16 protein-coding genes are annotated in these 20355 nt (G+C 68.0%); 10 read left to right on the top strand and 6 right to left on the bottom strand.

The features are described 5' to 3' along the window. The 3 genes from KXJ60_RS03330 to KXJ60_RS03320 form a co-directional block, all read right to left on the bottom strand. A complete protein-coding gene (locus tag KXJ60_RS03330; protein WP_291124091.1) occupies positions 1-993 on the bottom strand; it encodes an RHS repeat-associated core domain-containing protein in 993 nt (330 codons plus the stop codon). After that, on the bottom strand, positions 878-2833 hold the full coding sequence (locus KXJ60_RS03325) for a DUF6531 domain-containing protein (RefSeq protein ID WP_291124089.1): 1956 nt from the start codon (positions 2831-2833) through the stop codon (positions 878-880). The genes KXJ60_RS03330 and KXJ60_RS03325 overlap by 116 nt, the downstream gene beginning before the upstream one ends. A 174-nt stretch (positions 2834-3007) precedes the next feature. After that, a complete protein-coding gene (locus KXJ60_RS03320; RefSeq protein WP_291124087.1) occupies positions 3008-4795 on the bottom strand; it encodes a monovalent cation:proton antiporter-2 (CPA2) family protein in 1788 nt (595 codons plus the stop codon). 127 nt (positions 4796-4922) lie between these two features. On the opposite strand from KXJ60_RS03320, the gene KXJ60_RS03315 reads away from it, so the two are divergent. From KXJ60_RS03315 to KXJ60_RS03300, 4 genes are read left to right on the top strand one after another with little or no spacing between them, the layout of a single operon-like run. Further along, a complete protein-coding gene (locus tag KXJ60_RS03315; RefSeq protein WP_291124085.1) occupies positions 4923-6137 on the top strand; it encodes a multidrug effflux MFS transporter in 1215 nt (404 codons plus the stop codon). Beyond that, positions 6134-7513 (top strand): MFS transporter, encoded by a 1380-nt coding sequence (locus tag KXJ60_RS03310; protein WP_291124084.1) that lies wholly within the window; start codon positions 6134-6136, stop codon positions 7511-7513. The genes KXJ60_RS03315 and KXJ60_RS03310 overlap by 4 nt, the downstream gene beginning before the upstream one ends. Before the next feature lie 2 nt (positions 7514-7515). Further along, positions 7516-8025 carry a GNAT family N-acetyltransferase gene (locus KXJ60_RS03305; protein WP_291124082.1) on the top strand — a complete coding sequence of 170 codons (510 nt, stop codon included), beginning with the start codon at positions 7516-7518 and terminating at the stop codon, positions 8023-8025. Then, complete coding sequence (locus tag KXJ60_RS03300) at positions 8022-8333, top strand: hypothetical protein (RefSeq protein WP_291124080.1); 312 nt, start codon at positions 8022-8024, stop codon at positions 8331-8333. Before KXJ60_RS03305 ends, KXJ60_RS03300 begins: the two co-directional genes overlap by 4 nt. Before the next feature lies 1 nt (position 8334). Here the strand turns inward: KXJ60_RS03300 and KXJ60_RS03295 are convergent, their stop codons facing one another. Next, complete coding sequence (locus KXJ60_RS03295; protein ID WP_291124078.1) at positions 8335-9387, bottom strand: DUF72 domain-containing protein; 1053 nt, start codon at positions 9385-9387, stop codon at positions 8335-8337. A 73-nt stretch (positions 9388-9460) separates the two neighbouring features. Here KXJ60_RS03295 and KXJ60_RS03290 point away from each other — a divergent pair, with 73 nt between their 5' ends. From KXJ60_RS03290 to KXJ60_RS03270, 5 genes are all read left to right on the top strand, one after another. Next, on the top strand, positions 9461-11953 hold the full coding sequence (locus tag KXJ60_RS03290; protein WP_291124076.1) for a Tex family protein: 2493 nt from the start codon (positions 9461-9463) through the stop codon (positions 11951-11953). Positions 11954-12042: 89 nt separating this feature from the next. Continuing rightward, entirely contained in the window at positions 12043-12870 is an 828-nt protein-coding gene (locus KXJ60_RS03285; RefSeq protein WP_291124074.1) for an HDOD domain-containing protein, read from the top strand. 111 nt (positions 12871-12981) lie between these two features. Next, positions 12982-13815: an HDOD domain-containing protein gene (locus KXJ60_RS03280; RefSeq protein ID WP_291124072.1), complete on the top strand. Its 834-nt coding sequence runs from the start codon at positions 12982-12984 to the stop codon at positions 13813-13815. A 46-nt stretch (positions 13816-13861) separates the two neighbouring features. After that, a complete protein-coding gene (locus tag KXJ60_RS03275; RefSeq protein ID WP_291124070.1) occupies positions 13862-14956 on the top strand; it encodes a patatin-like phospholipase family protein in 1095 nt (364 codons plus the stop codon). A 25-nt stretch (positions 14957-14981) separates the two neighbouring features. Further along, positions 14982-15926, top strand: coding sequence for a rhodanese-related sulfurtransferase (locus KXJ60_RS03270; RefSeq protein WP_291124069.1), 945 nt, complete (start codon positions 14982-14984; stop codon positions 15924-15926). A 9-nt stretch (positions 15927-15935) separates the two neighbouring features. On the opposite strand, the gene KXJ60_RS03265 is transcribed toward KXJ60_RS03270, so the two are convergent. Beyond that, positions 15936-17789 carry a LuxR C-terminal-related transcriptional regulator gene (locus tag KXJ60_RS03265; RefSeq protein WP_291124067.1) on the bottom strand — a complete coding sequence of 618 codons (1854 nt, stop codon included), beginning with the start codon at positions 17787-17789 and terminating at the stop codon, positions 15936-15938. A 314-nt stretch (positions 17790-18103) separates the two neighbouring features. After that, a complete protein-coding gene (locus KXJ60_RS03260; RefSeq protein ID WP_291124065.1) occupies positions 18104-19240 on the bottom strand; it encodes an iron-containing alcohol dehydrogenase in 1137 nt (378 codons plus the stop codon). Between the two features lie 130 nt (positions 19241-19370). Here KXJ60_RS03260 and KXJ60_RS03255 point away from each other — a divergent pair, with 130 nt between their 5' ends. After that, positions 19371-20354: an alpha/beta hydrolase gene (locus tag KXJ60_RS03255; RefSeq protein ID WP_291124063.1), complete on the top strand. Its 984-nt coding sequence runs from the start codon at positions 19371-19373 to the stop codon at positions 20352-20354. Position 20355: the final 1 nt, after the last annotated feature.

The raw sequence follows: 20355 nt of genomic DNA, 5'->3' as shown, positions 1-20355 counted from the left end.
TTATCTCAATCCACTTCGAGCTAGGTTGGTGGCAAGTGAGCCTCTTCTTGCTATGCCTGTGCTAGATGTTGCAGCGTCATCTGGATTGTAATAAAAATGTCCAGATCGAGGATCCTGCGAAATTTGGAGGCCAAGTACGGGCACGCTCGCAGTCAACTCGGCGAGCGTCATCCCTGCGTGTATTGGATCCCCGTATAACGTCAAGTCATACACAAGTAGATTTCTTATGTTTGAATTGGTCCGGAGGGCTGCCAGAAAATCCGCATCAATAGGCGACCCAATAAGCACCAAGTTATCTATCATTCGACCTTGGTTGGCCCAATACATGGCTGTGTGCGCAGCGAGCAAAGACCCATAGGAGTATCCGATATAGTTTGTCTGCTCTGGACACATCATTTTTCTGGATTCAGGATCGCTATCGAAGTATCTACTGCCATTGCCCTGATAACGAACAGTCAACACATTGGTTGCATCCAAGATCGTGTTGCCATTCCCCCCTCCGCCGGCAGCAATGTTTGAAATTCCAGCATTTTCAAATTGGCCAATTTGATCTTCTATATATGCACCATTGAGCCCGGCTCCACCCCAATAGACCGTGTAGAGCCCCCAAGGATCCACCGCCCCCAGCGGATCCCCGCCCGCATACCCAAACGCATTGTCCCCACCACGCAGCCCGATCGGGTCGGGCGTGAGATACCGCCCCGTGTCGGGATCATAGAAGCGGTGCCAGTTGTAGTGCCAGCCGGTTTCTGTGTCTTCGTACTGTCCTGCAAAGCGCAGGTGGAACGCAAAGGGCACGCCCGAGTTGCTCGGCAGGCCTTGCACCGATGCCCTGCCAAAGGCGTCGTACTGAGCCATCCAGACCACGCGCTGCTGCTCATCGGTGATGGCCTGGGGCGTGCCCAGGTGGTCGCTGTGGATAGCAAAGCTTTGGGTGCTGTGTGGCGCAGCGCTGTTGTCGCCAGGGGCGTAGCCGTAGTCGATCAGCGCCACGGGGCGCAGGTTGATGTAGATCGTTCTGCGCTGCACGCGCCCCTGGCCGTCGAGCTCGGCGTCGAGCAGCCCGGCGTGCCAGGTGAAGTAGGTGGTGTGCGGCTGGCCCGCTCTCTCCACCGTTTTGGCCACGCGCTGGCGGGCGCCGTTGTAGGCGTAGTGCGCCAGCAGCTGGCCGTTGTGTTCCACCGCGCCGATCTGTCCCATGGCGTTGTGGTGCAGCGTTCTTGGGCCTGCGGGGCCGTCGATGCGGGTGGGGTGTGCCCTGGGGTTGGCCGTTGACCACCGCCACCGGGCTCAAGGCGGTTTGCTCGATGAGGCGCCCGCGCGCGTCGTACCCCCAGCGCAGGTTGACCGGGCCGCACTGCGAGCAGCCCGCGCCCACGGCCTGCAGCAGGCGGTACTGCCCGTCGATGATCTGGTGGGTGTAGAGGGTTTGCTGGCCCAGGCTGTTGGTGAGCAGGGTCTGGCCGGTGGGGTTGTCCGGGCGCACCCCCTGCAGCGAAGGCTTGAGGATCTGCACCTGCACGCGCTCGGTGGTGCCCTCAGCCTCGCCGCGCACGCTGAGGGTGGCCTGGGCGCGCTCGTTGTACTGGTAGGTGGCCAGGCGTTGCTGGATCACCTGGCCGTCGCTGCCCGAGCCGACGACGCTGATGCCGGTGAGGGCCTGGGGGTGGCGGGGGTCTTCGTAGTGGTACTGGCGGCGCAGCGCGCTGGTGCTCAGCGGGCGGTTGGCAAAGGGGTGGGCGCTCTGGCGGGGGTCCACGTGGGTGGGCAGGCTCACCTGGACGAGGTTGGCGGCCTGGGCGCGGGCCAGGGCCTGAGCTTCGGGAGTGTTCACACCGGCAGGCACGGGCACGCCTTGCTCGTAGGTGAAGCGGCCCAAGGGGCTGTCGATGCTCTGGATGCCGGTGAAGACGGCGATGGCGCCTGCGCTGCCGGCCAGAGGAGCGGCGCCGCTGGCCTGGCGCTGCTGTTGCTGCGCCGCTTCCACCTGGCGCGCGTGGGCCAGGCCGCCGTGGTTGAAGCTCAGGGTGCGCCCTTGCGGGTCGGTCACCTTGAGGAGCTCGCCCTTGGGGCCGTGCTCGATGGAGAGCACGGCGCCGCTGGCGGCGATGATCTGCACGAGCTTGCCGCGTTCGTCAAAGCGCAGGCGGCGCCCGGCGTGCTCGCCGTGGGTCCAGTGCCAGAGGTATTCCTTCTTGCCGCTGTCGCGGGTGAGGATCTGCACCCAGCCCTGGGCGGGGTCGGCGCCGGCGCACAGGCTGGGGTTGCGCGGGTCGATGTTGAAGACGAGGCGGGCGCCGTCGGCCTGCAGGATCTGCACGGTGCGCCCAATAACGTACAGGTCGGTCTCGTAAGACAGGCGCCAGCCCACACCGAGCTGGCCGAGCACGTAGCGGTGGGTGCTGTTGTAGTGGCGCACGATCTCCAGGCCGAGTTCGCCGGGCAGGGCGGGCATGTCGACTTCGGTCTGGAACTTGTTGCCGTTGGTGAGGTTGATGGGGTTGCCCGCGCCAGTGTTCACGCCGCTGGTGTTGCCCTGCGAGGCCGGGCCTGCGCCGCCGCAGGTGGCGCCGCCCAGGGGAGCGCTGCACATGGCTCCGCCGCCACCGCTCGACGTACTACCGGGTGAACTTCCACCGCCGCTGGCCGGTGGTGTGCTGATCAGGTCGCCGATGGAGATGCCGCCCGAGCCCCCACCGGGCACGGGGCTGAAGCCGCCCCCGCCAGACGTGGGCGGGGTGCTGACCAGCTGGGCTTGCGTGGCGGTTGTGAAAAGCCAGGCCGCGCAGCTGAGCGCGAGCAAGCCACGGCGCACTGCCGAGCGTGTGTTCATGTGGTGCTTCCCTGATGTTTTGCGGTGCGGGTCCATGCCTTGCGGCATGTGCACCAGACATCAGGTGCCCCTTCACCATGCGAAGGGGAAAATGTAGTTAATTGGAACTACATATACCCTCGGGGGGCATCCGGGGCGGGCGGGTTTTGCGAACGACTCAGGTCGTGTCTGTGCTCAGGCAGGCGAGTGCGCGTCCGCGCTGTCCTCCGCCGGCTTGACCTGGTTTCCCAGCACCAGCGCGCGGCCCGCAAACGGCCCGCCGGCCGCCTCCAGGTCCATGCGCTCGGCATCGCGCCGGCGCAGATGTTCCATGACTTCGTCGGCTTCTTCTTCGGCCGCGCCCAGGGTCAACAAGGCCTCGCGGCCCATGGACATGGCGGATTCGAAGGTTTCGCGCACGAGGTAGCGCACGTCGGCCTTGCGCAGTTCGAGCACGTGTTGGCGGTCAAAAGCGCGCACCAGCAGCTGCGCGTGCGGGAACTCGGCCTTGGCCAGCTCGGCGATGCGGGTGGCGGCTTCCTTGTTGTCCAGGCACACGAGGATGGCGCTGGCCGAGTGGGCGCCGGCGGCATGCAGCACGTCCGCGCGGCAGCCGTCGCCGTAGTACACCTTGAAGCCGTAGGTTTCGGCGTCGCGGATCATCTGCACGTTGTTGTCGATGATGGTGATGCTCGCGCCGCGTGCGATCACGCCCTGGCTGGCAATCTGCCCGAAGCGCCCGAAACCGATCACGAGCACGCTGGCGGCCTGGCCGTTCACGGCCTCGATGCCTTCCATCGACACCCCGGGCTTGGCCGCCAGGCGCCGGTGCACCAGCACCACCAGCGGCGTGAGCGCCATGGAGAGCACCACGATGGCGGTCATGTTGGCGTTGACCACCGGGTCGATCACCTTCGCGCCCAGCGCGGCGGAAAACAGCACAAAGGCAAATTCACCGCCCTGGGCCATGAGCACGGCGCGGTCGAGCGCGTCGGCGTGCGAGCTCTTGGCGAAACGCGCCACACCGTAGATGCACAGCGCCTTGACGATCATCATGGCCACCACGCCCGCCACGATGATCGGCCAGTTGCGCGCCACCGCGGCCAGGTCCAGCGACATGCCCACGCTCAGGAAGAACAGGCCCAGCAGCAGGCCGCGGAAGGGCTCGATGTCGGCCTCCAGCTGATGGCGGAAGGTGGATTCCGAGAGCAGCACGCCGGCCAGAAACGCGCCCATGGCCATGGACAGGCCGCCCACCTGCATCAGGAGCGCCGCGCCCAGCACCACCAGCAGCGCGGCGGCGGTCATGACCTCGCGGGCCTTGGCGTTGGCCAGAATGCGGAAGAGGGGGTTGAGCAGCCACACGCCCGCGGCCACCAGCGCCACCAGCGAGCCCAGGGCCAGGCCGATGGAGCTCCAGCGCGACGACGTGGCCGCCACGGTGCTGCCCACGTCGGCGGGCGCCATGAAGGCCACCACCGCCAGCAGCGGCACGATCAGCAAATCTTCAAACAGCAGGATGGCCACGATCTTCTGGCCGCGCGGCTGCGCCATGTCGCCGCGCTCGCCCAGCAGCTGCATCACCACGGCGGTGGAGGTGAGCACAAAGCCCATGGCGCTGACAAAGGACACCGGCAACGAGAAGCCAAACGCCAGGCCCACGCCCGTGAGCAGCAGGCCGCACACCACCACCTGCAGGCTGCCCAGGCCGAAAATGGCGCGGCGCAGGCTCCACAGGTGCGAGGGCTGCATCTCCAGCCCGATCACAAAGAGGTACATCACCACCCCGAGCTCGGCCGTGTGAAGGATGGTGGCGGGGTCGCTGATCAAGCCCATGCCGAAAGGGCCGATGGCCAGGCCTGCCGCCAGATAACCCAGCACCGAGCCCAGGCCGATGCGCTTGAACAGAGGCACAGCCACCACGGCGGCGCCGAGCAGGGTCACGACTTTGAGCAGGTCGCCTGCGCTGCCTTCAACGGCCATGGGGGTTTCTCCAGTGAAATGAGTGGGGCGTCGGGAGGCGAAATTGTGACGCACGCGGCGCACGCCTACACCACAACGCGCCAACCGCGCCCCGGCAATGCCTTCGCCCGCTGACGACAATAAGCGGATGTTTGTATCCCGTTACCTCAAGATGGCCCTGATCCTGGGCCTGCTCTCGGCCATCGGCCCCTTTGCCATCGACATGTACCTGCCCGCTCTGCCAGCCATCGGCCAGAGCCTGGGCGCTGACGTGGGGGCCGTGCAGTTCAGCCTGACGGCGTTCTTCCTCTCGCTGGGCGTGGGCCAGCTGCTGTATGGCCCGGTGTCCGACATGGTGGGGCGCAAGCCGCCGCTGTACTTTGGCCTGGGCCTGTTCACGCTGGCGAGCATCGGCTGTGCGCTCGCCAACGACATCCAGACGCTGGTGGCCCTGCGCTTTCTGCAGGGCTTGGGCGCCGCGGCGGGCATGGCGATTCCGCGCGCCGTGGTGCGCGACCTGCACACCGGCGCCGACGCCGCGCGCCTCATGTCGCTGCTGATGCTGGTCTTCAGCGTCTCGCCCATCCTGGCGCCGCTGGCGGGCAGTGGGGTGATCGCGCTCACCGGCTGGCGCGGCGTGTTCTGGGCGGTGGCCGTGGCTTCGGTGGCGGGCCTGGCGCTGGTGTACGGCGCGCTGCAGGAAACGCGCTCGGCGGCCGAGCGGGTGGAAAGCAGCCTGGGCAGCGCTGTGCGCGCCTACGGCGTGCTGCTGCGCGACGCGCATTACCTGGGCCTGGTGGGCATTGGCGCCACCGCCATGGCCGGCTTCTTTGTGTACCTGGCGGGCTCGCCGTTTGTGCTGATCAACCACTACGGGCTCACACCCACGCAGTACAGCCTGGCGTTCGGGTTCAACGCCTTTGCCTTCATCGGCGCCTCGCAGTTCACCGGCATGCTGGGCCAGCGCTTGGGTCTGGTGCGGCTGGTGAAAGCGGCGGCCACCGCCTCGGGTCTGACGATGGCGGCGCTGCTGGCGTACTACCTCGCCGGTGGTGACGGGCTGTGGGTGCTCATTGCGCTGTACTTCATCGCCAGCGGCTTCATGGGCCTGGTGATTCCCACCACCTCGGTGCTCGCGCTGGAGCAGCACGGCGCCATTGCGGGCACGGCGTCGGCGCTGCTGGGTACCTTGCAGATGCTGGGTGGCGCGGCCGCCATGGGCATCGTGAGCCTGTTTGCCAACGGCAAGCCCCTGCCCATGGTGGTGGGCATGGCCAGTGGCGCGCTGATCGGCGTGGCGCTGACCTGGATCACGCTCGGCGGCGATCCCCACAAACACGTGGCGGCCGAGGCACACCGATGAGCGTGGCCGACGGTCTGCCTTTGCCCCAGCGCGGCAAGGCCGTGCTGGTGATCGTGCTGGGCATTGCCATGTCGGTCATGGACGGCAGCATCGTCAACCTGGCGCTGCCCGGCATCGCCCGCGAGATGAACGCGCCCGCTTCGCAAGCCATCTGGGTCGTCAACGCCTACCAGATTGCCTCGCTCGTGATGCTGCTGCCCCTGGCCGCGCTGGGCGACCGGCTGGGCTACCGCCGCGTGTACCTCGTGGGCATGGCGCTGTTTGTGGTGTCGTCCCTGGCCGCCATGCTGGCGAATTCGCTGGCCATGCTCACGGCCGCGCGCGCCCTGCAGGGCCTGGGTGCGGCCGGCATCATGAGCGTGAACACCGCGCTGGTGCGCCTGATCTACCCCAGCCACCGGCTGGGCCGCGGCATCGCGGTCAACTCGATGGTGGTGGCCACCTCCACCATGGCCGGGCCGGCGGTGGCGGCGGCCATCCTGTCGGTGGCGTCGTGGCCCTGGCTGTTTGCGATCAACGTGCCGCTGGGCCTGCTCACGCTCTGGCTGGGCCGCCGCGCGCTGCCCACCAACCCGCCGCGCACCAGCGCCGCGCCGCAGTTTTCGCTGGTCGACGTGGCACTCAATGTGCTCATGTTCACGCTGCTCTTTGTGGGGGCCGACTACCTGGGCGTGCGCAGTGGTGCGGTGCACAGCGTGCCGCTGCTGGGCTGGGCCATGCTGGGCGCGGGTGTGCTGGTGGGCGCGGTGTACCTGCGCCGGCAGTGGCACCTGGCCGCGCCGCTGTTCCCGCTCGATCTGCTGCGCATTCCTGTGTTTGCGCTGTCCATGGGCTCATCGCTGGGCGCGTTCTGCGCGCAGATGCTGGCGTTCCTGAGCCTGCCGTTTCTGCTGCTGGACGTGCAGGGCCGCACGCACATGCAGGCCGGGCTGATCATGACCGCGTGGCCCATGGCCACGGTGCTGGTGGCCCCCGTCGCCGGGCGCCTCATCGGGCGCTACCCGGCGGGCTGGCTGGGTGGCATCGGCATGGTGGTGTTTGCCAGCGGCCTGCTGCTGGTGGGCTTGCGGCCCGAGCAGGCCACCAGCTTCGACATGGCCTGGCGCCTGGCCCTGTGCGGCGCCGGCTTTGCGCTGTTCCAGTCGCCCAACAACCACACCATCGTCACCACCGCCCCCGCACACCGCAGCGGCGCGGCCAGCGGCATGCTCGGCACCGCGCGCCTCACCGGCCAGACCCTGGGCGCGGTGATGCTGGCCGCCATCTACGCGGTGTGGAACCAGCACGACGGGCGCGGCGAGACGATTGCACTGTGTCTGGCCGCAGGCTTTGCCTTGCTGGCCGGCGTGAGCAGCTCGCTGCGGGTGAGGCATTGAGCATGCAGCCGCCCATTCGCCGCCTCACGCCCGACGACGCGCCCGCGTACCGCGCACTGCGCTTGCGCGCGCTGAGTGAGCATCCGCAGGCGTTCACCTCGGACTGGGAAGACGCCAGCGCAAGGCCACCCTCGGAGTCCCGGGCGCGGCTGGCGTCCGCGCTGGTGTCCTTCTGGGGCGCGTTTGACGAGAGCGGCGCGCTGGTCGGCATGGTCGGCCTCGAATGCGCGGCACGCGCCAAGGAACGGCACAAGGGTGTGGTGGTGGCGATGTACGTGGCGCGGGAGGCGGCGGGCCGTGGCCTGGGGCGCGAGCTGCTGCGGGCGCTGATGGCGCATGCCACAGACATCGGCCTCACCGACCTCGTGCTCACCGTCACCGAAGGCAACGCCCCCGCCATCCACCTGTACCGCGAGGCGGGCTTCATCGCCTTCGGCACGGAGCCGCGCGCGATCGTGGTGAATGGGCGGGCGCACGCCAAGGTCCACATGCACCGGATGCTGAGCCCATGAGCGAAACCCCGTCGTTGAATCTGCCACTGCGCCTGTCCATCGCCGCCCTGTTCATCCTCGGTTTGATTGGGGGCACGCTGGTCGTTGCCTACTCAGGCTTCGAAACCTCGCCACGCCGAGGTGGCACGCCGGTGTTCGTACCCGCCCCAGACGCCTACTTCATTGCCGCGACGATGTATGCCATGTCGTGCCTGGCGATGCTGGCCTTGCTTCGGCACCGAACGAAGTCCGTTGCCTGGGCCGGCGCTGCGGTGGCCGGTTATGTCGTGCTGGCGTGGGGGCTGGTGCGCGTGATCGGGCCGCTGTAACTCAACAGCGCGCCAAGCCCTGCGCCAACGCCCGCACCGACAGCGGCGCACACCCCTCGGCCTTGTTGCTGATGGTCACGAACACGTTTTGCCCGGCACCGGCAATGCCGCTGATGGTGCGCACGAGCAACTCGCGAGTCTCTTCGTCCACGTCGTGGATGCGGTCATAGGGTTCGTATTCGCGTTGGGCGTCTTCGTAGCCGTAGGCGCCGTGCAGCGGGTTGAGGTTCCAGCGGCAGACCATGGGGCCGGGCCAGAGCATGCGCAGCAGGGGCAGTTGGTCGGCCAGGCGCGGCATTTTGGCGTGCAGGCACAGGCACCAGGTGGCGCCGGTTTCGCGCAGCACGGCGGCCAGCTCGGGCATGAAGAGCGGGTCCAGCCATTGCGGGTCGCGCACTTCCACCGCCAGCACGCCGTCGGGTGCGGTGGGGCCCAGCGCGGGCTGGGCCAGCAGCAGGCGGCGCAGCCGCTGCAGCACCAGGGGCAGGTTGTGCAGCAGGTGGCGGGGCAGGGGGCTGAGCTGGAACACCAGCGCGCCGACCTTGTGGCCCAGGCCGGCCAGGGCGGGGGCCACGAAGTCTTGCGTGGCAAGGTCAGGGTCAAGGAACGCGGGGTTGGGCTGCATGCCCCGACCGTCTTCGCCGCGCACCAGGGCGTCGGTGACATGGCTGGGCGCTTTCACCACGAAGCGGAAGTCGTCGGGCACCTGGGCGGCGTAGCGCGCGTACTGGTCTTGCGTGAGGGGGCGGTAGAAGCTGCGGTCCACGCTGACGCTGCGCAGCAAGGGGTGTTCGCCGTAGGCGCGCAAGCCTTCTCTGGAGAGCAGGGCGTCGGGGTATTCGGTGTCCCACACCAGCCCCGCCCAGCCGGGGTAGGTCCAGGACGAAGTGCCCAGGCGCACCCGCGGCGGCAAGGCGCTGGCCAGTGCCCGCAGCGCGTCGTCCTGTGGGGCAGCGTTCACCCTGGACAGGCTCTTGCGCGCCGGCGCGCGGGGCGGTGCCGGCGCGGGTGGTTGGGCAGGTGGCGGCGGGGCGCCGAAGAGGTCGTCTTGCATGGTGGAAAGCGTCAAATGGTAGCCAGTAGGCCTGTGGCAAACTCGCGCGCTTCTTGTTTTCACATCGGTTCGAATGCAGCAGATCATCCGGCAGATCGCCACGGAAATCAGGGTTGGGGAACATCAGGTCCGAGCGGCGGTGGAGCTGCTCGACGGCGGGGCCACGGTGCCTTTCATTGCGCGCTACCGCAAGGAAGCCACGGGCGGGCTGGACGACATCCAGCTGCGCGAACTCTCCTACCGGCTGGACTATCTGCGCGAGCTGGAAGACCGCCGCGCCGCGGTGCTCAAGAGCATTGACGAGCAGGGCAAGCTCACCGACGCGCTGCGCGCGGCCATCGCCGCCGCACCGACCAAGCAAGAGCTGGAAGACCTGTACCTGCCGTTCAAGCAGAAGCGCCGCACCAAGGGCCAGATCGCACGCGAATTCGGCATCGAGCCGCTGGCCGACAAGCTGTTTGCCGACCCCACGCTGGACCCGGCCACCGAAGCCGCAGCCTTCACGAAACCGCCCGAAGTGCTGGACGATGGCAAGCCGGGCGCCGACTTCTCCACCGTGCCCGCCGTGCTCGACGGCGTGCGCGACATCCTGAGCGAGCGCTGGGCCGAAGATGCCGCGCTGCTGCAAAACCTGCGCGAATGGCTCTGGGCGGAAGGCCTGCTCAAGAGCACGCTGGTGGCGGGCAAGGACGAGAACGCGCCCGAAGTGGCCAAGTTCCGCGATTACTTTGACTACGACGAGCCGATTTCGCGCGTGCCTTCGCACCGCGCGCTGGCGGTGTTCCGTGGCCGCGCTCTCGAAATCCTGGACGCGAAGCTGGTGCTGCCGGAACCCGAGGTCACGGCGGCTTCGACAGGCTCAGCCCGAACGGTTGGGCCGAGCCTGGCCGAAGGCCGCATTGCCCTGCACCTGGGCTGGAGCCACCAGGGCCGCAAGGCCGACGACCTGCTGCGCAAGTGCGTGGCCTGGACGTGGCGCGTGAAGCTCTCGCTCTCCAGCGAGCGCGACCTGTTTGCCCGCCTGCGCGAGGGCGCCGAGGGCGTGGCGATCAAGGTGTTTGCCGACAACCTGCGCGACCTGCTGCTGGCCGCGCCTGCCGGCCCCAAGGTGGTGATGGGCCTGGACCCCGGCATCCGCACCGGGGTGAAGGTGGCCGTGGTTGACGCCACCGGCAAGCTGGTGGACACCGCCACCGTGTACCCGCACGAACCCCGGCGCGACTGGGACGGCTCGCTGCACACCCTGGCCCAGCTGGCGCGCAAGCACGGCGTGAACCTGATTGCGATTGGCAACGGCACGGCCAGCCGCGAGACCGACAAACTGGCGGCGGACCTGATCAAGCTGCTGGAGAAGCACCCTGCCGTTCGGGCTGAGCGCGAGCCCGTTCGCCCTGAGCCTGTCGAAGGGCTTGCGACGGCTTCGACAGGCTCAGCCCGAACGGACTCTGGCTCAGGGCGAACGGATGCGATTCAGAAAGTGGTGGTGAGCGAGGCGGGCGCTTCGGTGTATTCCGCGAGCGAATTCGCCAGCCAGGAAATGCCCGACGTGGACGTGAGCCTGCGTGGCGCGGCGTCGATTGCGCGGCGCCTGCAAGACCCGCTGGCCGAGCTGGTGAAGATCGACCCCAAGAGCATTGGCGTGGGCCAGTACCAGCACGACGTGAACCAGAGCGAACTGGCGCGCACCCTGGACGCGGTGGTGGAAGACTGCGTGAACGGCGTGGGCGTGGACCTGAACACCGCGAGCGTGCCGCTGCTCTCGCGGGTGTCCGGCCTCTCGGGCAGTGTGGCCAAGGCCGTGGTGCGCTGGCGCGAAACGCATGGCGCCTTCAAGAGTCGCCAGCAGCTGATGGAAGTGTCTGGCCTGGGCGCCAAGACCTTCGAGCAAAGCGCGGGTTTCCTGCGCATTCGCGGTGGCGACAACCCGCTGGACATGACCGGCGTCCACCCCGAGACCTACGCGGTGGTCGAGCAGATCATGGAAAAAACCGGCAAACCCGTGGCCGAGCTCATGGGGCGCGCCGACATGCTCAAAACCTTGCGACCCGAGCTGTTTGCCAACGAGCGGTTTGGCGTGATCACCGTCAAGGACATCCTGGGCGAGCTCGAAAAACCAGGCCGCGACCCGCGCCCGGACTTCCAGGTGGCGCGCTTCAACGAGGGCGTGGACGACATCAGCGACCTGCGCGAGGGGATGATTCTGGAGGGCACCGTGAGCAACGTGGCCCAGTTCGGCGCCTTCATCGACCTGGGCGTGCACCAGGACGGCCTGGTGCACGTGAGCCAGCTGTCGCACAAGTTCGTGAACGACGCGCGCGAAATCGTCAAGACGGGCGACATCGTGAAGGTCAAGGTGATGGAAGTGGACGTGGCGCGCAAGCGCATCGGCCTGTCCATGAAGCTGGACGCCGCGCCCGCCCGGCGCGACGGCCCGCGCGACAACCGGTTCGAGCCCGCGCGTGCGCCCGGCCAGCGGCCCGCGCGCGGCGGCGGCGCGGGGCCGGCGAACGCCCCCGCGCCATCGGCCATGGCGTCGGCCTTTGCGAAACTGAAAAACCCACGCTGAACGGTCGGGCAGGGCGCTCAAGTCGGGCATGGGCACGCCGATAAGGTGAGGAACCGGACATCCTCTCTCTTACCGGACTTCACAGCCCCATGGAACTCGAAGCCCTACTGAACTACCCACGGGCACTGCCCGCGATGTCGCGCACCGTCTCGGACCTGCTGGCCGAGATGAACAAGGACGACCCCAGCCCCAAGCGGGTGGCCGACCTCGTGTCCCGCGACCCGGCGCTCACCACCCGCGTGCTGCGCCTGTCCAACTCCGCGTTTTTCCGCGTCAGCCGCCAGATTGGCAATGCCGAAGAAGCAGTGGCCCTGCTGGGCATGACGCACGTGCGCTCGCTGGTGATGGCCGCCGCGCTGGGCTCGAGCTTCAAGAACGTACCCGGCGTGGACATGGTGCAGTTCTGGCGCTACAGCCTGCGCGTGGCCGACATTTCGCGTTCCCTGGCCAGCCTGCTGCGCCAGAACGAGGGCAACGCTTTCACGGCGGGCCTCGTGCACGCCATCGGCGACCTGATCATGCACATCGCCATGCCGGATGTGATCGGCCCCATCGACATGGGCACGCCGCCACTGGACCTGCGCCGCGCGGACGCCGAGCGCCTGGTGCTGGGCTACACGTACGCCGAGGTGGGCGCCGGCATGGCCGAGAAGTGGCAATTCCCGACCGACATTGTTTCGGCCTTGAAACACCAGACCGCGCCTTTTGAGGGTGAGGTCTACGACGCCCTCGGCGGTGTGTTGCACCTGGCTTCCTGGCGCGCCCGGGCAGAAGAGATCCAGCTCGACGAGCGCGGCCTGGCCGCCACCTTCCCCGACATGATCGGTCTGACGCTTGGCCTGGACCTGGACAGCGTGCTCGGCAAGGACCCCACGGAGTGGTCATTCAGCTCTGCCCTGACGGCGTTCATCGACTGACATGTTTTCCTTACACGCGTTGCCCAGAAAGTTCTCAAGTGTGGGTGGTGCCTGACGATGAAATGGAAAGCGACTCGCAAACCGAAGCGCACAACCGAAGGGCAGACCGCCATGCAAATCGAAAAGCTACTCAAGCAACCGAATGCACTTCCTTCAGCTCCCAAAGTGGTGCGCAAGCTGATCGAGACTTTTGACCAGGAAGACGTTGACGCGATGCTCGCCGCGTCCCTGATCGAAGACGACCCCGTCCTGACGGCCAAGCTGCTCAAGACCGCCAACTCCGCCTTCTTCGGCCTGAACCGCTCGGTGAGCACCGCGCGCGAAGCCATCAACGTGCTGGGCCTCATCAAGGTGCGCGCGCTGGTCATTGCCGCCTCGCTGGGCGAGGGCTTTCACACCGTGGGTGGCGTCAACCTCAACCAGTTCTGGCGCTACAGCCTGAACACCGCCAACCTGTCGCGCTACATCGCGCTGCCGATCAAGATGGACGAGAACACCGCGTTCACGGCCGGGCTGATCCACGGCATTGGCGAGCTGGTGATGCATGTCGGCATGCCCGAAGCCATGATCGACCTCGACCGCAGCGTGCCCATGCTCGACCTCAAGCGCGCCAAGGCCGAGCGAGGCCTGTTTGGCTACAGCTACGCCGAAGTGGGTGCCGCCCTGGCGCGCGACTGGAACTTCCCCAAACGCATGATCAACGCCATCCAGCACCAGACGGCGCCGTTTGACAACGACGTGTACGAGCCGATTGCCGGCGTGATCCACATCGGCTCTTGGCGCGCCCGCGCGGAAGAGCAGTCCATGCGCTCGGAGCTGCTGATCAACACCTACCCGGACCCCGTGGGCCTGGTGCTTGGCATCGACCCCGACACCGTGGTGGCCGAAGAAATCCCGTCGATCTCGCGCCACTCCGACGTCACCGAGGCGTCCGAATCGCATTGACCGCAGCGCCTTGAAGGCCTTGGGGCTGCGCCACAATCGCAGCCCTATGCAAGCGCTTCGCCTTTACGCCGGCCCCAGGGCCCGCCAGCACATCGAACGCCACGGCCTGCGCCCGCAGGACGTGGGTGTGATCCCCGCCGCAGCGGGTGGCCCCAAGGGCCTGATCCTCGGTCCTCTGGACCGATTCCTTTTTGGCGACTGGCTGCCGCAAAGCACGCAGCCCGTGCACCTTGTGGGCGCGTCCATCGGCGCCTGGCGCATGGCCACGGCCTGCCTGAACGAGCCCCGCGCCGCCTTCGAACGGCTTGAGCGCGACTACATCGCCCAGCACTACGAGCTGCCCCCCGGGCAAAAGCGGCCCACGGCCGCGCAGGTGAGCGAGCGGTTCGCCGACAACCTGCGCCTGTTCTATGGCGGCCGCGTGGACGAAACGCTGCGCCATCCGCGCTACCGCCTGCACATCGTCACCGCGCGCGGGCGGCTCCTGCTGCAGCAAGACGGCCGCCTTCGCACACCGCTGGGCTACCTCGGCGCCTTCGCCGCCAACGCGGTGCACCGCAAGGCGCTGGGCGCCTGGCTGGAGCGGGTGGTGTTTTCGTCGGGCATGGCCGGCGGTGGCGCGGTGAGCCCGCTGCCCTTTGCCACGCACGACTACCGCACCCGCCAGGTGAGCATGGCGGCGGACAACTTCATGGACGCGCTGCAGGCCAGCTGCTCGATCCCGTTCATGTTGCGCCCGGTGCGCCACATTGCCGGCGCGCCGCCCGGAACGTACTGGGACGGCGGGCTGACCGACTACCACCTGCACCTGCAGTACCAGCCGCCCGCCGAGTCGCCCATCGTGCTGTATCCGCACTTTCAGAAGGCGGTGGTGCCGGGCTGGCTCGACAAATCGTGGAAGGGCCGCCACCGCAGCAGCCCTGCGCTGGACGCCATGCTGGTGCTCGCGCCCAGTCCGCAATGGGTGCGCGGCCTGCCCAACGCCAAGCTGCCCGATCGCAACGACTTTGTGCGTTTTGGCCAGGACCTGCCCGCCCGCATGAAGGTATGGCACGCCGCCACGAGCGCCGCCACGCAGCTGGCCGACGAGTTCGCGCAGTGGCTGGAAAAGCCGGACCTCTCCCGCGTCGAGCCCCTTTGAGGGCGAGGCGGGATAATTGCGTCCCATGCAAGCCGCCTTTCTCACCGCCGCCCTGTACCAGTTCGTCGACCTGCCGGACTTCGCCGACCTGCGCGACCCGCTGCTGGCGTGCTGTGAGGCCAACGGGGTGAAGGGCACGCTGCTCCTGGCGCGCGAGGGTATCAACGGCACCATTGCCGGGCCCGAAGCCGGCGTCCGTGCGGTGCTGGACCACCTGCGCGCCGACCCCCGCCTGGCGCGCCTGCCGCACAAGGAATCGTGGAGCGGGCATCCGCCGTTTCATCGCATGAAGGTGCGGTTGAAGAAGGAGATCGTCACGCTGCGCGTGCCTGGTCTGGACCCCAGCAAGACGGTGGGGCAATACGTGAAGCCGCAAGAGTGGAACGCGCTGCTGGCCGACCCCGATGTGCTGCTGATCGACACACGCAACGACTACGAGGTGGCCATCGGCACCTTCCAGGGCGCAGTGAACCCGAACATCAAGACCTTCACCGAACTGCCGGCGTGGCTCGATGCGCAGCCCGCCTTGCAGGGCGAGGGCCGCAAGCCCAAGGTGGCCATGTTCTGCACCGGGGGCATCCGCTGTGAAAAGTCCACCGCGCTCATGAAGATGCGGGGTTTCGACGAGGTGTATCACCTTGAAGGCGGCATCCTGAAGTACCTGGAGGAAGTGCCGCCCGAGCAGAGCACCTGGCAAGGCGAGTGCTTCGTGTTTGACGAGCGCGTGAGCGTGGGGCATGGGCTGGCACCTGGCCCCCACGAGCTGTGCCGTTCATGCCGCTGGCCGCTCGGCCCCGAAGACAAGGCCTCGCCGCACTACGTGAAGGGCGTGAGCTGTGCGCACTGCCACGACCAGCGCAGCCCGCAGGAGAAGGCGGCCCTGGCCGAGCGCCAGCGCCAGGTCGAACTGGCCGAGCAACGCGGCGCACAGCATGTGGGCGCGCGCATGCCCGAACGCGAAGGCGGCTGAGCCGGCAGCTCAGACCGGCAGTGGCAGGCACTGCACGTACCGGATCAGCGCGGCGTCGCCGGCGTCCGCCACCACCGGCACGGGGTTGTCGGTGCCTGTGCCCAGCATGAGCGCCGTCTGCTGCAGCGCATCGCCCCATTGCGACTGCCTCAACACCACGGCCTGAACGTGGCGTCCTTCGGGCGTGAGCTCAGCCCAGTCGCCCGCGGCTGCCAGCGGGTTCGCGCCGGGCTGGCGCCCATTGACCAGCGACAACCACACCAGACCCGGCAACAGCACTTGCGCCATCAGCGTGTGGCGCGCCAGTTCGTGCGCCTGTTCGAAAAGGCGGTGCGCCTGGGCCTGCGCGCCATCGTGGTGGGCCAGCATGCCCTGTACCGCCAGGAGCACCGCGCGCCGCGGGGCGGCAGGGTGCAGCAGCTGGCGCGCCTCGAGCTCGGCCAGCACGTTGTCGGCCATGGCGCGGTGGCCGCCCAGCAGCGCCACCTGGGCCATGAACAACCAGTTGTCTTCACCCCACCAGAGTCCCAGGTGGGCCAGCTCACGCATGGCCTGCTCGGCCAGCGCAAAGGCGTCTCGCGCCTGGCCTGATAGCACCAGGTGCCGGGCGCGCAACCAGCGCCAGGCGGCGGTGCCCAGGGCGGTGTCGCGCAGCTGCGGATCGCCCAGCCGGGACAGGCACTGTTCCAGGCCAGCCAGGTTGCCATTGCGGGCGTGAAAGCACCCCGTTTGCAGCGTGGCGTAGATGAGGGCACGGGCCACGCCCCGCTGCTCGCTGGCCTCGCGCGCCGCCTCCAGGTGCTGGTGGCCGTCGGTGAAGCGGCCCGCAGCGAGACACTGCATGGCGCAAAACACGCGCAGCCACGACTCGGTGGACTGGAATCCCAGGCGCTGGGCGAGCTCCAGGGCTTCCTGGAAGGGCTGGCCGGTGGCCGCGATGTCGGCCTGCAGGCAGGCCAGTTCGCAACGGCGCAGTTGCACCTCACACGACAGGCTGGCGTGAAGCGTGGTGTCCACAGTGCCTTGCGCCTCCCGCAGCAGCGCCTGGGCGTCGCCGTGTTGCCCGAGCATGCCGAGCACGTGCGTGGCCAGCATCAGCCCCCGCGACAGCAGCGCGCCACTGGCATGGCGCCGCAACACATCCAGCGCACCCATTGCCTGCTGGCGCGCCACCGCAGCCTCGCCGACATAGAGATGAAACTTGGCCAGGCACAACCGCGCCCACCCTTCGTAGGCGCTGTCGCAGCTCTGGCGTGCGCGCTGGCTCAGTCGCTCGGCCATGCCGGGCGTGCTGCGGTCCGTGCGCTGCGCCAGCACCTCCACCAGCGCGGCGAGCACCTGCACCGGGCACTGGGGCAGCTCGGCACATTGCGCCAGCAGCGGCGCCATGCGGTCGACCTGGTTCAGCGATTCGGCCAGCGTGAGCAGGGCGTCGATGTGCCCCCAGAACGACGCGTTGGGTGACAGGGGGGACGCCTGCAAGGCATGCAGCCGTGCGAGGAAGGCGATCTCTTGCGCGGCCACCAGCGCCATCTCGGCGGGCGATTCGCCCTTGACGCGGTTGGCGTGGCACTGGCCATCCAGGTACAGCTGCCAGTCGAGCTGGTAGTGCCCGGCCACGCCGCTGAGCTGGCTGCCGACCACGCCCGTGTCTTGCCCCTGATCGCGCAGTGCGTGGGCAATGGCCTGCGCGGGGTTGTCGGCTTTCGCACTTTCGCAAAGGCGGATGTTCACCGTGTAGGGGCTGATGTTGAGCTCACGGGCGATTTGCTTGGACGTCAAACCGTGCGCGATGAAGTGCAGAATCTCGGCCTCGCGAGCCGTCAGTGCCGCGTCGGCGGCGGTGGCAGATGTGGCAATCATTTCTGGATCTCCCGTGTTGATGCGCCCGCGCCAATATCAGCGTCCTTGTGCTGACAGCCCGCGCCAGGCAATGGGCTCCCCTGGGGTCGGTCACTGCGCCGGGTAGGCCCTTGGCGCGATGACGAATTCAGTGTGGAGCGAAGCCCCCGGGCGCGCGTGATGGACGGATCATGAAAATCTCATGAATCCATGACCCGGTATGGCTGACGCAAAACGCGCGCGGCAGCTGCGGTTTCAGCTGCGCACGGCCAGGCCTCGTGTGTTCACACGATGGCGCCAGAAAGCGGCGGGGTGCAGGGCTTGCGCCCTGCGGTTTACATCGATGCGTGCAGCATCGCGCGGTAGTCGTCCGCGCTGGCCAGGCGCGGGTTGGTCTTGTGGCAGTGGTCCGCCAGCGCTCCCTCGATCACGCGGTCGAACAAGTCGGGTGTCACGCCCATGGCGGCCAGACCCGAAGGCAGCCCCAGCCGCGCGCTCATGTCCTTGACGGCCTCCGCCACATCGCCGCCGTCGGCCAGACCCATGGCATGCGCCATGCGTTGCAGGCGCTGGTCTTTCTTCATCGAGTCGGTCTCGGCGTTGAAGCGAATCACCGCCGGCAGGAACACCGCGTTGAGCGTGCCGTGGTGCAGGCGCGGGTTGAGGCCACCCAGGCTGTGGCTGAGCGAATGCACGCAGCCCAGGCCCTTCTGGAAGGCCATGGCCCCCTGCATGGACGCGCTCATCATGTTGAGGCGCGCCTCGCGGTCCTGCCCGTTTTTCGTGGCGCGCTCGATGTGCGCCCAACCGCGTTGCAGACCGTCCAGACCAATGCCATCGGCGGGCGGGTTGAAGAGCGGCGCCATGAAGGTTTCCATGCAATGGGCCATGGCGTCCATGCCGGTGGCGGCGGTGAGCATGGGCGGCAGGCCCAGCGTGAGCTCGGGGTCGAGCAGCGCCGTCCGGGGCACCAGGTGCCAGCTGTGGAAGCCAAGTTTTCGGCCGTCGTCCACGATCACGATGGCACCGCGCGCCACCTCGCTGCCGGTGCCCGCCGTGGTGGGCACGGCAATGAGCGGCGGCACGCGGTCGGTGATCTTGGCCGAGCCGCCTTCGATGGTGGCGTAGGTCTTGAGCGGGCCTTCGTGCGTGGACGCAATCGCCACGCCCTTGGCGCAGTCGATGGCGCTGCCACCGCCCAGCGCAATGAGCCCGTCACAGCCCGCCTGCCGGTACACCGCAACCGCCGCGCGCACGGCCGCCTCGTTCGGGTTGGAGGGGGTCTGGTCGAACACGGCGGGCGCCAGCGCAGGCAAGGCCTGGATGGCCTTGTCCAGCAAGCCCACCGCTTTCACGCCGGCGTCGGTCACGATGAGCGGCCGGGTGATGCCCACCCGCTCGCACTCGGCCTGCAACTGTGCGAGCGCGCCGAAGTCGATCAGGATGTTCGTGACGTAGAGGATCTGGGCCATGCGTGTCTCCGTGTTTGTAGGGTCGGAGCGCGGCGCCCCTGTGGGGAAAAACTATACGGGCGCGTGGCCCCGTTGCCTACCAAACCCGAGGCTGCACGGGTCGCGCAAAAGACAGCCACAATGCCTCCCCATGCGCCATCCCGCCGACCCACGAACCCTGCTCACGCCCACCATGCGGGGCGTGCTCGACCGCATTGCACGCGCCGGGCATCCGCCCCTGCACGCGCTGCCGCCCGCGCAGGCCAAAGCCGCCTACGAAGCCGGTGCCGGCGTGCTGGAGATCCCGCCGCAAGCCCTGGCCCGGGTGGAAGACCTGCGCATGCCCACGCGCGATGGCGCCAGCGTGGCCGCCCGCCTTTTCGCACCGCAGAGCGACGCACCGTTGCCCGTGCTGCTGTACTTTCACGGGGGCGGTTTCACCGTGGGCAGCATCGCCACCCACGAACCCTTGTGCCGGCAGCTCGCGCACCTGGCGGCCTGCGCGGTGGTGTCGGTGGACTACCGGCTCGCGCCCGAGGCGAAGTTTCCCACCGCCGTGAACGACGCCTGGGACAGCCTGGCCTGGCTGAGGGAACACGCCGCAGCGTTGCGGCTCGATGGCACACGCATCGCCGTGGGCGGTGACAGCGCCGGCGGCACGCTGGCGGCTGTCACTGCCATTGCCGCGCGCGATGCCGGCTGGCCCATTGCGCTGCAGTGCCTCTTCTATCCGGGTTGCGCAGGGCACCAGGACACCGCCACACACGCCACCTTTGCGCAGGGCTTTCTGCTGGAAGAGCCGCACATCACGTACTTCTTCAGCCAGGTCCTGCGCAGCCCCGCCGACCGCGACGACTGGCGCTTTGCCCCGCTGGATGGGGTGGACGAGCACGGCCACCTGCGAGAGCTCGAAGACGTGGCCCCCGCGTGGATCGGTCTGGCCGAATGCGACCCGCTGACCGACGAAGGCGTGATGTACGCCGACCGCCTGCGCCATGCCGGCGTGGCGGTGGACCTGGAGATTTACGCCGGCGTGGTCCACGGCTTCATCAACTTCGGCCGCGCCATCCCCGAAGCCCGCACCGCCCACCAACACGCAGCCCTGGCGCTGCGCAACGCCTTTGGAGCCCCCTGAC

Origin of the sequence: Hydrogenophaga sp. (genome assembly GCF_019264445.1) — a bacterium.
Classification (GTDB): domain Bacteria; phylum Pseudomonadota; class Gammaproteobacteria; order Burkholderiales; family Burkholderiaceae_C; genus Hydrogenophaga.
The sequence above is the reverse complement of the archived record's forward strand: the minus strand, read 5'-3'. Positions and strand labels throughout refer to the sequence as shown.